Annotated in this window: 12 protein-coding genes; 8 read left to right on the top strand and 4 right to left on the bottom strand. The window is 35.5% G+C overall.

What is annotated here, in order from left to right; translation table 11 throughout:
- Positions 1-248 precede the first annotated feature (248 nt).
- The 5 genes from R2782_RS03680 (at position 249) to R2782_RS03660 (ending at position 4,200) form a co-directional block, all read left to right on the top strand.
- Positions 249-1,118 carry an aldo/keto reductase family oxidoreductase gene (locus tag R2782_RS03680; RefSeq protein ID WP_371266723.1) on the top strand — a complete coding sequence of 290 codons (870 nt, stop codon included), beginning with the start codon at positions 249-251 and terminating at the stop codon, positions 1,116-1,118.
- 79 nt (positions 1,119-1,197) lie between these two features.
- Positions 1,198-2,349 (top strand): ATP-binding protein, encoded by a 1,152-nt coding sequence (locus R2782_RS03675; RefSeq protein WP_371266722.1) that lies wholly within the window; start codon positions 1,198-1,200, stop codon positions 2,347-2,349.
- Positions 2,342-3,073 carry a metallophosphoesterase family protein gene (locus tag R2782_RS03670; RefSeq protein ID WP_371266721.1) on the top strand — a complete coding sequence of 244 codons (732 nt, stop codon included), beginning with the start codon at positions 2,342-2,344 and terminating at the stop codon, positions 3,071-3,073. The genes R2782_RS03675 and R2782_RS03670 overlap by 8 nt, the downstream gene beginning before the upstream one ends.
- A 46-nt stretch (positions 3,074-3,119) precedes the next feature.
- On the top strand, positions 3,120-3,614 hold the full coding sequence (locus R2782_RS03665; protein ID WP_371266720.1) for a DUF6646 family protein: 495 nt from the start codon (positions 3,120-3,122) through the stop codon (positions 3,612-3,614).
- Positions 3,615-3,627: 13 nt separating this feature from the next.
- On the top strand, positions 3,628-4,200 hold the full coding sequence (locus R2782_RS03660) for a PhnA domain-containing protein (protein WP_371266719.1): 573 nt from the start codon (positions 3,628-3,630) through the stop codon (positions 4,198-4,200).
- Between the two features lie 103 nt (positions 4,201-4,303).
- Here the strand turns inward: R2782_RS03660 and R2782_RS03655 are convergent, their stop codons facing one another.
- The 3 genes from R2782_RS03655 to R2782_RS03645 form a co-directional block, all read right to left on the bottom strand.
- Entirely contained in the window at positions 4,304-5,857 is a 1,554-nt protein-coding gene (locus tag R2782_RS03655; RefSeq protein ID WP_371266718.1) for an aldehyde dehydrogenase family protein, read from the bottom strand.
- A gap of 255 nt (positions 5,858-6,112) precedes the next feature.
- A complete protein-coding gene (locus R2782_RS03650) occupies positions 6,113-6,661 on the bottom strand; it encodes a 3-hydroxyanthranilate 3,4-dioxygenase (protein WP_371266717.1) in 549 nt (182 codons plus the stop codon).
- Between the two features lie 67 nt (positions 6,662-6,728).
- Complete coding sequence (locus R2782_RS03645) at positions 6,729-7,769, bottom strand: endonuclease/exonuclease/phosphatase family protein (RefSeq protein WP_371266716.1); 1,041 nt, start codon at positions 7,767-7,769, stop codon at positions 6,729-6,731.
- A 138-nt stretch (positions 7,770-7,907) separates the two neighbouring features.
- Here R2782_RS03645 and R2782_RS03640 point away from each other — a divergent pair, with 138 nt between their 5' ends.
- From R2782_RS03640 to R2782_RS03630, 3 genes are read left to right on the top strand one after another with little or no spacing between them, the layout of a single operon-like run.
- On the top strand, positions 7,908-10,730 hold the full coding sequence (locus R2782_RS03640; protein ID WP_371266715.1) for a carboxypeptidase regulatory-like domain-containing protein: 2,823 nt from the start codon (positions 7,908-7,910) through the stop codon (positions 10,728-10,730).
- Between the two features lie 10 nt (positions 10,731-10,740).
- The gene (locus tag R2782_RS03635; protein WP_371266714.1) at positions 10,741-11,355 is read left to right on the top strand and encodes a choice-of-anchor J domain-containing protein; all 615 of its coding nucleotides are present in this window, start codon (positions 10,741-10,743) and stop codon (positions 11,353-11,355) included.
- 10 nt (positions 11,356-11,365) lie between these two features.
- Positions 11,366-12,778: a DUF5689 domain-containing protein gene (locus R2782_RS03630; RefSeq protein WP_371266713.1), complete on the top strand. Its 1,413-nt coding sequence runs from the start codon at positions 11,366-11,368 to the stop codon at positions 12,776-12,778.
- Positions 12,779-13,505: 727 nt separating this feature from the next.
- On the opposite strand, the gene R2782_RS03625 is transcribed toward R2782_RS03630, so the two are convergent.
- Positions 13,506-15,383: an OmpA family protein gene (locus R2782_RS03625; RefSeq protein ID WP_371266712.1), complete on the bottom strand. Its 1,878-nt coding sequence runs from the start codon at positions 15,381-15,383 to the stop codon at positions 13,506-13,508.
- Between the last annotated feature and the right edge of the window lie 20 nt (positions 15,384-15,403).

Raw genomic sequence — 15,403 nt, 5'->3', positions numbered from 1 at the left:
TTTCTGTTTTGAGCACTCGAATTTAGCATGTAAAAATTAACAGTGCAAATTGAAAATTTTATTCGTTTCAAAATGTTAACATACCGTTAAAACTTCAATAAAATCATGGGTTTTAAGAGTGATTTGTGATTTAGTTTTCATAATTTTAAGACCTCTTGGGAAGAGTTGTACAGTTCACTGTTTTTATTTCAATTTTAAATAACCTCGTTTCTTTTGAACAAAACAAATACATTTTATTCTTTTAGTTTATGACAACAACATTATCGCCTATTGTAGCAGGAACTATGAACTGGGGTGTTTGGGATAAAAATCTAAGCACTGTTGAAATAGCCAATCTCATCTTGGTCTGTTTAGAAAACAAGATAACTTCATTTGATCATGCCGATATCTATGGTGGTTACACAACAGAAGCTGCTTTTGGGGAAGCTCTTAAGCGTAGTAAAATTGAACGAACAAAAATTCAATTGATTACAAAATGTGGTATTCAATTGATAACTGATAATCGAAACAACAAGATTAAACATTATGATTATTCAAAAGAATATATCATTTGGTCTGCAGAAAACTCTTTAAAGAATTTAAAAACCGATTATTTGGATGTTCTTCTTTTACATCGTCCTAGCCCATTAATGAACGCTGATGAAATTGCCGAGGCGATTGAAAAATTAAAAAAAGAGGGTAAAATTTTAGATTTTGGGTTGTCTAACTTTACATCTTCACAAACGGATTTAATTCAACAAAAAACTAGAGTTGCTTATAATCAAATCCAATTTTCTGCCACGCATTTTAATCCCATGACAGATGGAAGTTTGGATTATATGCAAATACATAATATTCGTCCAATGGCATGGAATCCGCTCGGAACAATTTTTAGAGAAGATACCGAACAAACTCGACGATTGAAAAAATTATTGGCCCGATTAGTTGAAGAGTATCATTTCGGTTCCGATATTATTTTACTGGCTTGGGTTATGCAGCATCCCTCAAAAATTATCCCTGTAGCGGGTACTGTAAATGTGGCCCGAATTCAACAATTGCAGAAAGCAATGAGCTTGGTTTTGGATAAAGAAGACTGGTTTGAAATTTGGACAGAAAGTATGGGAAATGAAGTTCCTTAAAGAAGTTTTCAGTCGCTTAAATAGTTTTCAAGCTATCAATATCACTGAAAACTGCGACTGCGAATGAAAACTAAAAAAAATGATCAACAAACGCCTTCTTATCAAAAATCTTTTAGCTCACAATGATGAGAACAGTTTTTATGACAAAAAGCGGCAATTGAATTTACATACTAAAGAAGGTAAAGCTAAGTTTTTAAAGCATATTTGTGCTTTATCTAATTCTAATCCAACCAACAATTCATATATTGTAGTAGGTGTAGAAGACCAAGACAATGAAATTGTGGGAAATGATTTTTTTGATGACAGTAGAATCCAAAATCTAGTGAACGCATTTTTAGAAAATCCTCCCAAAATACAGTATGAAAATGTACCGTTTCCTAATTTACCCAAAGATAAAGTAGTGGGTTTAGTCACGATAAAGCCAAAAAGTAAGGTTTCTTTTTTTAAAAAAGGAATTTACACCATTCCGGCTCGAACAGTTTTTGTGCGAAGAGGAAGTAATTCTATTCCTACGGATGATAAAATTCCGTTTTCTAAAATGAATACAGAAACGGTGATTGGGATTGAGAATAATTCACGAAACAGTATTTCTTATACATTAGAAGGTGTTTTGGATTTTATGAATAATCGCCACAAAGACATGGATACGAAATACTATGTTTTTAAAGAACTGTTTGTTGTTTGCTGGGCAGGAAACAAGAAAAAAGTTCGCGATAAAACTTTTTATTCAAGAGTTGATATTGAATTGATTAACGAACAAATCAAACTATTCTATTCCGCTTTTGATGAAGTTTCAATTGAATATGATGATAAAACTTTTTCAATTACCGAATATGTTCCGCTGGGATTGAATGACAAAACGAGTTATTATCCGTTAGAAAAACAAACGCTGACTTTTTTTGATAACGGTTATTATAAAATTGAAAATGAGTTTCTGTTTGAACCACCTCAATACAATAGGAAAATGATGTTTCATATTTATAATTCCAACTTATCTTTGTTGCAAAAACTAATAAAAGCAACTACCTTATCCGAAAATGAAAAACGAGATTTACTAAATTTGCCCTCTACGTTGATGATTTGTTATTTAAACGGATTTGATGAAGCCAAACAAAAATTAATTGAAGCCAAACCACTACTTAAAACCCTAGAAAACCCAATGGTTTATGTAAATTTCAAAGAAACCATGCGGATTTTAAGGAAGGTAAAATATGACAGAAACAATGACTAAAACATTCGTAATCGGAGATATTCATGGCGGACTTCGAGCATTGCATCAAGTGCTGGAAAGAAGCAAAACAACCCTTAATGATACTTTAATTTTTTTAGGTGATTATGTAGACGGTTGGAGTGAATCTCCTCAGGTATTGGATTTTTTAATTGATTTAGGAAAAAAACAAAATTGTATTTTCATCAGAGGAAATCATGATGAATTGCTACTCAATTACTTAAAAACAAACGATTACAACCAAGAATGGTTTAAACATGGCGGTCAATCTACTATTGATGCTTATGAAAAAATTTCGGATATCACTCGCTTAGAACATATTGCTTTTTTAGAAAACCAATTAAAAGATTATTATTTAGACGAACAAAATCGTTTATTCATTCATGCCGGTTTTACTAATGTTAATGGTATTGCGTATGAATATTATCCTCGCTTGTTCTACTGGGATAGAACCTTATGGGAAACGGCTCTTTCATTGAATCCAAGTTTATCAAAAAACAATGTATTCTATCCAAAACGATTCACTTTATACAACGAAATTTATATTGGTCATACGCCCACCACTCGCATCAATGAAACAATTCCCATCAACAAAGCGTGTGTATGGAATATCGATACCGGAGCTGCTTTTTACGGACCACTTACCATTCTAGATGTTGACTCAAAGCAATACTGGCAAAGTGAACCCTTGCCTCAATTGTATCCAAATGAAAAAGGAAGAAATTAAATAGCTTTTTTAGTAAAAATCATACCTTTGTAAAAATTTTATACCCATGAAAAAATTATTTTTAGTAGGACTTTTGTTCGGTTCTCTTTTTGCTAGTGCTCAAGCGTATAGCGGAAAAGGAGATCAAAAATTTCAAGTAGGAGCCAATATTCAAAATCACGGAACCGGAATTGTTTTGTTTTATGATCATGGAATTGGCGAAAACATGTCTATAGGTGTACAAACAGGTTACCTCTTGGGTGTTGATGAACCCGCAGGATTTGAAGCCAAATTTGAAGATCGTTTTGATTTAAAAGCTCGTTTTAACGCAAACATTGGAAGCGTAATTGGTTTGCCAACAGAAATGGATGTGTATCCTGGTCTAAACTTAGGATTACGAAACTTTGGTGGTCACGTAGGTGCCCGCTATTTCTTTTCTGAAGGATTTGGCGTGTTTTCTGAAGTTGGTTTCCCAATTGCAAAATACGACAACAATGTAGTGGGTTATGAAAAATTAAACAACCAATTTCAATTTAATATTGGAGCTTGTTTTAATTTGTAATTTAATAACATAAATGAGCATTACAGAAAAAAAATTAAAAGACCGTAGTGGTTCTAAATGTGAAATAAGTGGTTCAGAGGAAAATTTAGTGGTGTACACCGTTCCACCTAAAACCGATGAAAGTTTAGAAAACAGCATTTTAATTACCCAAAACTTAAAAAATCAAATCGAGAATCCGGAAACAACAAATCCCGACGATTGGCGAGGTTTGAATGAAAGCATGTGGAGCGAACATCTACCAATACAAATTGTATGTTGGCGAATGTTGGCTCGACTAAAAAACCACGATTTACTCGACATGATGTATCTGGATGAAGATGCCTTAGCATGGGCAAAAGCTACCGGAGAAGCCGATGACGACGAAGGCAAAATCATCCATAAAGATTCCAACGGAAATATTCTCAAAGATGGTGATTCTGTGGTTTTGATTAAAGATTTAGATGTAAAAGGAGCAAACTTCACTGCTAAACGCGGTGCTGCTGTACACAATATTAAATTGGTTTGGGATGATGCTAACCTAATCGAAGGAAGAGTGGAAAACCAAAGTATTTATATTTTGACGCAGTATGTGAAGAAGACGAAATAATTGACTTTTTCTTCATGCTTTGTTTGCTATTACGAAGTAAAAAACCCTGCAAATAATAAATTTTGCAGGGTTTTCTTTTCTCTTTCTTCTATTCTCTCAAAAACTACAAATCAAACTTAATCCCCTGTGCCAAAGGCAAACTGGTAGTATAATTGATTGTATTCGTTTGTCTTCGCATATAAATTTTCCAAGCATCCGAACCTGATTCGCGACCACCTCCGGTTTCTTTTTCACCACCAAAAGCACCTCCAATTTCAGCTCCGGAAGTTCCAATGTTTACATTTGCAATTCCGCAATCTGAACCGGCATGGGATAAGAAAGCTTCTGCTTCACGAAGATTATTTGTCATAATTGCAGAAGATAATCCTTGGGCTACACCATTTTGAATTTCGATGGCATTGTGCACATCTCCGGAATATTTTAGTAAATATAAAACAGGAGCAAAGGTTTCGTGTTGAACAATTTCAAATGAATTGTCTGCTTCGGCGATGGCTGGTTTTACATAACAACCACTTTCATATCCTTCTCCAGACAATACACCGCCTTCTACAATAATTTTTCCGCCTTCGGCAACTACTTTTTCTAACGCCTTTTTATACATTTCAACCGCGTGAACATCAATTAACGGACCCACATGGTTGTTTTGGTCTAATGGATTTCCGATACGTAATTGCTTGTAGGCTGAAACAATAGCGTCTTTTACTTTATCATAAATACTTTCGTGAATAATTAATCGTCGGGTAGAAGTACAACGTTGTCCTGCTGTTCCAACGGCTCCAAAAACAGCTCCGATAACCGTCATTTTGATGTCGGCATCCGGAGTGACGATGATGGCGTTGTTTCCTCCTAATTCAAGCAATGAATTTCCTAAACGAGCGGCACAAGCCTGGGCAACAATTTTTCCCATTCGGGTTGAACCGGTTGCTGAAACTAACGGAACGCGTTTATCGTGCGTCATCAATTCCCCTACTTTATAATCACCGTTGATTAAACAAGAGATTCCTTCAGGTAAATTATTTTCTTTTAATACTTCGGCGATGATGTTTTGACATGCCACACCACAAAGTGGAGTTTTTTCAGAAGGTTTCCAAACACAAACGTCACCACAAATCCAAGCCAATGCGGTATTCCAAGACCAAACGGCCACCGGAAAGTTAAACGCAGAAATGATGCCGACTACACCAAGTGGGTGATATTGCTCGTACATTCTGTGTCCGGGACGCTCGGAATGCATGGTTAACCCGTGTAATTGACGTGATAAACCTACTGCAAAATCACAAATATCAATCATTTCCTGCACTTCGCCATAGCCTTCTTGAAGTGATTTTCCCATTTCGTAGGAAACTAATTTCCCGAGTGGTTCTTTGTATTTTCTTAATTTTTCACCAAACTGACGAACGATTTCGCCTCGTTTTGGAGCCGGCATTAAACGAAACGTTTTAAAAGCTTCGGTAGCGGTTTGCATTACTTTTTCGTAATCGGCTTCGGTGGTGGTTTTTACTTTGGCAATCAGTTGGCCGTCTACGGGAGAATAACTTTCAATGATTTCACCATTGGAAAAGTGGTGATTTCCGGTAGAAGTTCCTTCGTTGATGGGTTTTATGCCTAATATTTCTAGGGCTTCGGTCATGCCGAATTGTTGTGCGATGGTTGACATTATAACTTTTTTAAAGGTTTTTGTTATATTTTTTTGCGAAGATACCGATTTTTTTTGTTTTGGAAAACCACTTGTGTTACACAGCAGAGAATTACAGCCCTGATGGTAGTGGAAAGCCTTGTGCAGCAAAAACTGATTTTTTCTTGTTGAACCAAAGCGACCAACGGAAGCTCTTAAGGCAACTTAGAAAAAACAGTTTTTGCAAACAAGCTTGGAGCGGACAGCGGGAATTGTCTGCCGAAAATCTGTTGTCGGTTATCCGTTCTCTGTTTTGGCGACAAATCGCGGATCGGTTTCCATGACGGTACCACAATTCTGGCAGGTCCTGAGTTTTTTGGAATTATAGAAGTGTTGAAAATGGCCTAAGAAATCTTTTTCGATGTCTTTGAGTTCAAAATACACTTCGTATAATTTATGGTTGCAGTTGTCGCAAAACCAAAGCAATCCGTCGGGTATGTCTTGTCCGGCACGTTTTCGTTCGACCACTAATCCGATTGAATTTTCTTCTCGCACGGGTGAATGTGGCGTTTTGGCGGGTAATAAAAACATATCGCCCGGACCAAGTTGCATGGCAATTTTTTCTCCGTTGTCTTGCACATAAACGGTGATGTTTCCTTCGAGTTGGTAGAATAATTCTTCGGTTTCGTTGTAGTGATAGTCTTTTCTAGCATTTGGTCCGGCCACAATCATAACAATATAATCACCGGAATCTACATATAGGTTTTTGTTTCCAACAGGTGGTTTAAGCAAGTGACGGTTTTCTTCAATCCATTGGTTAAGATTGAATGGTTTTTGAATGGCCATTTGTATCGATTTTTTTGAATGGTAAATTTACAAAATAAAAAAAGCCGAAGGGAATCGGCTTTGGAATTTATTTTACTTCTTTAATGAGATAGGAATACACGGCAAAGTGATCGCTATAGCCCGGTTCTGCCGGAGAGTTACGCAGTGGATAACCTTTATATTGACCCGTGGTTTGCACCAAATAAGGTTTATTAAAAACACCGGCTTTCCAAAAACGGAAAGAGGAATAATCTTTTCTGATAAACGGTTCGGTAAAAATCATTTGGTCAAACAAATCCCAAGCATCGCGATAAGCAAGTGAACCGATTCCTTTGTTTGACATTTCTTCCATGGGGTTGTAGGTTCCTCCGGGTTGTACATCTTCTTTCTTGGATTTTGCACCTAAGAACTTTCTAACGCTCTTATTATAAGGCCCGTCGTTTAAATCGCCCATGGTAATTACTTTGGCATCCGGATTTATTTTTTGGAGCGAATCGATGATTTTTTTATTCAACGCTCCGGCCGCTTCACGGTAAGGGCTACTCCTTTTTTCACCTCCGGAACGAGATGGCCAGTGATTGATTATAAAATGCATTTCTTCTCCGTCTAAATAACCGGTAACTAACAATTGGTCTCTGGTGTAAACCCGTTTACCGCTTCCATCATAATTTTTAATCATCAACGGAATATTAACAGAACTCGTTGGTGTAAAATGTTTCTTTTGGTAAAGAAAACCGGTGTCAATTCCTCTTCCGTCAGGAGAATCGTAGTGTACAATACCATAATCTTTAGCTGCCAATTTGGGTTGTTTGATAAGATCTTCCAAAACACCTCTGTTTTCGATTTCACAAACACCAAGAACTACTGGTGAGTTGTTTTGTTGTTCATTTGTGCCAATTTCAGAAATTACTCTAGCTAAGTTTTGAAGCTTTTGCTGGTATTTTTCGGAGGTCCATCCATTGGCCGGTGTGTATTCTTCATCGTTTACATTTTCATCATCTTTTGTATCAAAAAGATTTTCAAGGTTATAGAATGCCACGGTATGCATAATAAATTTTTTGTCCTGCCCACTGACACTATTCATTGAATAAATCACAAGAATAGCGGCAATAAATTGTTTAATTTTCATAAATTGTATATTAAATTACTGTCAAGTTTGATACAAACTTCGCACCAAAAGTAAATAATATTATTAAATAATGTACATTTGCAGGCTGTTAAGAAATAATTAACTTAACAGGTAAGAAAAATAATTTTAATTTTATTTATGAAAAAACTTGTTTTTAGTATTTTGTTGGTAATGCAAGTGTTTTTTGGATTTGCACAAAACTCCGGAGAAGTCAAAGGGGTTGTGGTTGATTCTAAAACACAAAAACCATTACAGAGTGTTATTGTAACTATTCAAAACACTACTTTAATGAAGTTAACTACTGTTGAAGGTGTTTTTGTCTTAGAAAATGTTCCGGCCGGGAACCAATTAGTTGAAATAAAAAGTGACGGTTATAATCCGAAACTATTGTCAATTGAAGTGATGGCAAATCAATCGTTAGACTTAGGCGTTGTAGCTATAGAAGAAGACATCACAACAGAGCAGCAGCTAAGTTTAATAACCATTACTGAAGGAGATTTAGGAGACGACAACAGTGGTTCAGAGAGCACCTCAGGGCTCCTTCAAGCAACAAGAGATATATATCAACAGGCCGCCGCTTTTAATTGGGGTCAAGCTCGCTTTAGAATTAGGGGTCTAGATAATGAATACGGAACCACTATGATTAACGGTGTTATCATGAATAAAATTTATGATGGAAGACCGCAATGGAGTAACTGGGGAGGATTGAATGACGCCACCAGAAACCAAGAGTTTACCATGGGTTCTGCCCCTTCTGATTATACTTTTGGGGGTATTTTAGGAACTCAAGAAATTAATACAAGAGCTTCTATTTACAGACCCGGAAGTAGAATTTCATTTTCGGGGACTAATACAAATTATAGTTGGAGAGCGATGGCTACTCATGCTTCTGGCATGTCTAAAGACGGCTGGGCTTATGTAATTTCTGCTTCAAGAAGATGGGCTCAAGAGGGTTATTTTGAGGGAACAGATTATTCAGCAAACTCTGTTTTTGCTAGTATTGAGAAAAAGTTAACACAAAACCATAGTTTAAACCTAACTACCATATATGCTCAAAACAGCAGAGGAAAATCTTCTCCTAACACAAAAGAAGTGAATGATTTAAAAGGAGTTAAATATAATTCTTATTGGGGATGGCAAGACGGTAAAAAAAGAAATTCAAGAGATAAAGACATTGAAGAACCCCTTTTTATTTTGAGTCATTTTTGGAAGATTAATGATAGAAACAGATTAAATACAAATGTTTCTTATCAATTTGGTTCCATTGGGAACTCAAGAATTGATAACCAAGGTTCAAATAATCCTGATCCAACTTATTACCAAAATCTACCTAGTTTTTTCCTTAATTCACAGGCTTATTATGTCCCAGGCGTTGATGAAAACGGAAACCCAACCTTGTTAAATCCTCAATCAAACATTGCGAGACAAAACTTCATTAACAATGGTCAAATTGATTGGAATGCTATGTACTTTGCCAATACAACAAGTGCTATACCGGGAAGAAGTGTATATGCCTTATATGAAGACAGAACAGATGACAAACTTTTTTCAGCAAACTCAATCTTAAACTCTCAACTTTCTAATAATATTATATTTAATGCAAGTGTTGCTTACAGAAAGTTAAAATCTAATAATTTCCAAAACCTTTTAGATTTACTAGGTGGTGAATTTTTTGTAGATATTGATCCTTTTTTTCAAGGCGATTTAGGTCAGTCTGATTTAAATAACCCAAACAGGACAGTTGGTGTGGGCGATAAATATGGTTATAACTATAATTTATTTAGTGATAACATCGATGCTTTTACACAATTTAAATTTACCTATTCAAAAGTCGATTTTTATCTCGCTCAATCTTTTTCTAGATCACAATACCAAAGAGAAGGCTTGTATAAAAATGGTATATACGCAAATAACTCATTTGGTAAAAGCGACAAAGAAGTCTTTGAAAATTTTGGATTCAAAGGAGGTCTAACGTATAAACTAACAGGGAGACATTTATTTGACTTTAACGGACTTTATATGACAAAGGCTCCAAACTTGAGAAACACCTTTGCTAATGCACGTTTAAATAACAATATTACACCTGATTTAACAAGCGAAAACATATTGAGTTTAGACGCAAGTTATATCATCAGAGCACCAAAATTAAAATTACGCCTAACGGCTTTTATGTCTAGAGTTAGAAACGCAACAGAATTATCTTTCTTTTATGGAGAAGGTCTGTTTGATGAAGATATCGTTGGAGATGGAAACGAAGATTCTTTCATAAGTGAAATTGTAACAGGAATCAGCAAAAAAAATATTGGTGCAGAACTTGGTCTTGAATATCAAATTACTTCAACAATTAAAGCTACCGTAGCTGCATCTTATGGAGAATATACCTTTGACGGTAATCCAAATGTTAAACTAAACGATGATGGTCAAGCTACTTCTCAAAACTCATCTCCAATTACCGATTTTGGCACGGCCTATTTAAAAGATTACAGACAGCCGGGTATTCCACAACAAGCATATTCATTAGGTTTAGAATATCGTGCTCCTGCCTTCTGGTGGATTGGGGCAAATGTTAATTATTTAGCAGATTCATATATTGATGTTTCTAATATTTTAAGAACAACTAACTTTGTAGATGCTGGAGATGGATTAGGCTTTGATGGGGCAACCGAAGAAAATGTCAGGAATCTGTTAAAACAAGAAAAATTCGACAATTTCACTTTGGTAAACTTAGTAGGTGGAAAATCATGGAGAGTGAGTAACAAAAACAGAAATATAATTGGTTTTTTTGCAACCGTCAATAACGTTTTTGATATTGAATACAAAACAGGCGGTTTCGAACAATCAAGAAAAGCAACATATCCTGATTTACAGGCAGATTTAGCAAATGGAACGCCTTCATTTGGTCCTAAATACTTTTATGGATATGGTAGAACCTATTTTGTTAACTTCTACTTTAATTTTTAAAAAATAGATTATGAAAAATATATTTAAAATAATTCTTTTTACAGTTTTTACTGCAGGGATGTTTTCAAGTTGCGTTAAAGAGGATGATTTTGAAACCCCTCCTTTTAGACCATTAATCTTTTCGGAATCTTTCCCTGAAGAAGATATAAACTTTAATGCTAATTTTGATTTTCCGGGTTGGGTTAATTTCGCTGAAGCGGGATCAAAGCTTTGGACTGAAAGAGATTTTGATGGTTCAGGATATATTCAATTTAATTCTTACCAAAGTGGTGAAGACTCTAATATTGGATGGGCCATAACGCCTGGCATAAACCTTGATTCAACAGAAAATGAAGTTTTAACTTTTAGTTCTGCCTCAAATTTTGTTGATAATCCTGCTAATAAATTAGAAGTTTTTATTTCTTCTGATTTTGATGGAACTAATGTGCTTGCCGCTACTTGGACTCAATTAGAAGCCGTTGTTGCTGACAACACTACAAATGGTTATCTTTACATTCCCTCAGGAAATATTGACATTTCAGGATATTCAGGAACAGTTTATATTGCTTTTAAAGTAACCGGAAATGGTTCCACACTTGACGGATTATTTCAAGTAGATGATGTAAAAGTGTTTACAAACAATTAAAAATTGACCTATGAAAAATATAAAATTTTTACTAACAGCTGCCATTTCCGCAATACTAATTGGTTGTGTTAATAGCGATAATTACGACACTCCTGATTTAAGTGGAGAGTGTAATGACCTTACTGCCAACAAGCTTGTAACAGATATTACAAATCTTGCTAATTCAACAATCCAATTTTATCCACAACCTGATGAAAACAATGATGAGGTTAAAGACATTATTGAAGCTTATGTAACTTCTAGTGATGAAGGTGGGAATTTTTATAAATCCATCTCTTTTGTTTCTTTGGATGGATCTGTTGGTTTTAGTGTTCCTGTTGACTCGTATAATCTGTATACAAAATTTGAACCCGGACGAAAAGTATTCATTAACTTGAATAATCGTTATTTTATGAAAGATTTTGGTTCTACGATTATTGGTTCTCTTTATAACAATGAAACTCCCTTGGATGATACTGATGATGATGTGGGAAGAATATCCGGAGTAGAATTTGAAAGTGTAATAACTCGCTCATGTACAAAAGTGAATGAAGACGAATTAGTAAATAATATTACGGTAGCACAAGCGGCAAACGATAGTTATATTAATAAATTAATTGAATTTGATGCTGTTCAATTCACGGATGAATCCTTGGGACAAAATTATTATGATGAAGATGTTTATACTATTGGAGGAGGAACTAATCACGAAATAACAGACATCAACGGAAATAAAATTGTTGTGAGAGTTAGCCAGTATGCTAATTTCGCATCTGCTCAGATACCATCTGGTAATGGTAAATTAAGAGGTGTTTTAACCAAGTTTTCATCAACCTATCAGTTTATGATTAGAACCCTAGAAGATGTCCAAATGACAAATGAAAGAGTTGAAATAGACTTGTTTCCTCCTCTTGTGGGTAACAATATTCAGTATTTGGGAAGTTTTACAGAAAACTTTGAAAGCTACGGAACTTCCTCTCCTGGTAACAGACAATTTCCAAATTACATTAATGATGCAAACATTGGTTCAAGATATTGGGCAAATACAACTTTTGGAGGAAACAAATACATTCAAATGACTTCTTTTGGTGGAACACCTGAAAACAACAGATCATTATTCATTGTTCCTGTTGATATGACCGCAGCAAACACATTATCATTTCAGTCAAAAGCCGGATTTGTTAATGGTAGTGTTTTAAAAGTATATTATTCTACTGATTATATCGTTGGTGGAAACATAAACGACGCAACCTTGGTTGACATTACATCAAACTTTACTATTTCTCCGGGTCAAGCATCAGGTTATCCTACAAACTTTACAAATAGTGGAAATTATAATATTCCTGCTTCTGTGACCGGAAATGGATTCTTTATATTTGAATACGTTGGTGCCGGTGGTGGAATAACAACAACCATGCAAATTGATAACATTGTTGTAAATTAAATAAACGATAGACAAAAAACAAAAAGCGGAACAAAATTGTTCCGCTTTTTTTATGTGATAAATCTGCTTAAATAGTTTTAAACAAACCTTAATAAACTTTGTTTTCCTTTTTAAGATAAATTTTATTTTATCAGTGATTAATTCATTTGACAAATAACTTTCTTTTAAAATGATACCATCAAATATTTTTTAAATAATCCTTTTTAAATTTTCTTCAGGTTTTTTTAATGGCTTTATAGAGGTTTTGTTCAAGGTTGGTTTGGGGTTTTGTTACTCCTTTTAGAAAACCAATTTTTCAAAATCAAACTACTGTTTTTTTTACAAGTTAACTCAATAATAATCAAAAAAAAACACTATTTCACTAAAAAAACTATCTTTGTTTCAAGTGAGTATTTCTTTCTCTTTTATCGCTTTCCCTCTTTTTTCCAAATTTTAATAGTACAGTTATAGAATAGATATAGTACTAGTATAGTAGTAGTATAACATACCAAAGCCTGATAAAAGCCATATCAAACCCGAGTCAAAGCCTTGTAAAAGATAAACATTATTCATGTTTAGTACTATAAGCAATGCTTTTAAACTTTTAAACTAAAGCCTTGCCAAAACCTTGTAGTTACCTAAAGAATTAATGCCTTTCTGTGCTTGTTTTAAGCCTCGTGTTGGTCTAAAAACAAAAAAACGAACAATCCACAAGAACTGTCCGTTTTTTTGTTTAAAAGGGTTTATTTTATTTCTTCACAATCAAGAACTCACTTCGTCTGTTTTCTGCGTGTTGTTCTTCGGTGCAAGCGTCTTTACAGTCTGTTTTAGGTTCTGTTTCACCCATTCCTTTACCGGAGATTTGTTCTTTTGCAATTCCTTTTGACAGGATGTACTGAACCGTTGATTTAGCTCTGGCATCGGATAATCGTAAGTTGTATGCATCACTACCTCTGTTATCGGTATGTGATTTAACTAAGATAACCATCGCTTTGTTGTTTTGTAAAACTTGAACCAGTTTGTCTAACTCAAAGGCTCCCTCTTGGGTGATGTTACTTTTGTTAAACTCGAAGAATATCGGGTTAAGGATAATCTCTTTCTCGGTCACAATTACATCAATTGGGTTCAAGGCGGCTTCTACTTTTCTTGCCTCGCCTTTGCTGGCTGCTACCGGGAAGGTATTGCTCTCATAACCGTCTTTTGAGGCTTGTATCGTATAGGCTTTGTTACACTCTACATAATACGCCACCTCACCATTGGCTCCTGATGTTTCTGTAGCAATCACGTTTTTCTTATCATCCACAATGGCTACTTTAGCATTGGCAAGTACTTTGCCTGTTTTAGCATCAGTAACTACTGTGATTACCTCTACGCCACATACGGGTGTAGCAAGGTAAATATTATCAACACCCGAGCGGTTGGTAGACAAAAATCCGATGTTCTTCTCTGCATTTAACGAAAATGCAAAATCGTCTTTCTCACTGTTAATTGGTTTTCCTAAGTTGGTTGATTCACCTTTGGTCATATCATAGGCAAAGACATCCAACCCACCAAACCCTTGTCTGCCACTTGAGGCAAAATAAAGCGTTTTGTTGTCTTCTGTAACAAACGGGAAGTTCTCCTCGCCTTCGGTGTTTACTTTAGGTCCTAAGTTCTCCGGTTCGCCATAAGAACCATCTGCATTAACGGCCACTTTCCAAATATCTGTTCCACCGATACTACCGGGTCTGTTGGAAGCAAAATACAACGTTTTACCGTCTTTACTCAAGGAAGGGTTTCCGGTAGAGTAGGTATTGCTATTGAATGGCAATTGGGTGATGTTTGACCATTTCCCGTTGGCCATGGTAGCCTTAAACAAGTTGACTTGACCTAACTTGGCATTGATGGATTTGTCTTTCTCATAGCCGTCTTTTTCTTTAAAACTCTCGCTTGAAAAATAAATCGTGTTTCCATCAGCACTAAGGGAAGAAGGGCCATCGTGCCATTTTGAATTTAAATCGCCTACCGGCTCTGCATTAGTGATGGTTCCATCTACATTATAAGTGGCTTTATAAATATCCAAATAGGGCTCTTCGTTCCAACCGTAGTTCTTTCTGGCTCCGTTTCGGGCACTGGTAAAGTAAAGGTTATTTTGGTGTAATACCGCTCCAAAATCTGATTTTTCACTATTGATATCCAGTGACTTTACATCAAACTTCTTTTGTTTGTCTAGTAAACTCGGAAGGTAGTTTGGATTGGCTTTAAAATCTTTTGCTCGTTGATCACTAGGTGCTTTGGAGGCAAAACTTTGCATTTGTTTGTTGGCCTCTTCATACTTACCTTGTGCTTTGAGCATTTGGGCATAACGGTAGTAGGTTTCGGCATCTTGTGGTGTTTCAACGGCTCTGGCGTACCACTTGGAGGCTTCCGAGGCGTTAAAGGTGTTGAAATAACTGTCGCCCAACTGTTTGTAAACATACCCGTCTGCTTTTCCTTTCTCGGTCAGTTTAAGGTATTCTTGGGCGGCATCAACATATTCCAATCGTTTGAAAAGCTTATCGGCTTTTTGGGTGTCTTTATTTTGGGCACTAAGTGAGGTAAGACTTAAACTTACAATACTTAGAATCGATAGATATACTTTTTTCATCGTTTGAGTTGCTTTTTAGG

The sequence above is a fragment of the Flavobacterium sp. genome (genome assembly GCF_041392085.1).
In the GTDB taxonomy this organism is placed as follows: Bacteria; Bacteroidota; Bacteroidia; order Flavobacteriales; family Flavobacteriaceae; genus Flavobacterium.
Note: the sequence above shows the minus strand (reverse complement) of the source record. Positions and strands in the feature narration are given on the sequence as shown.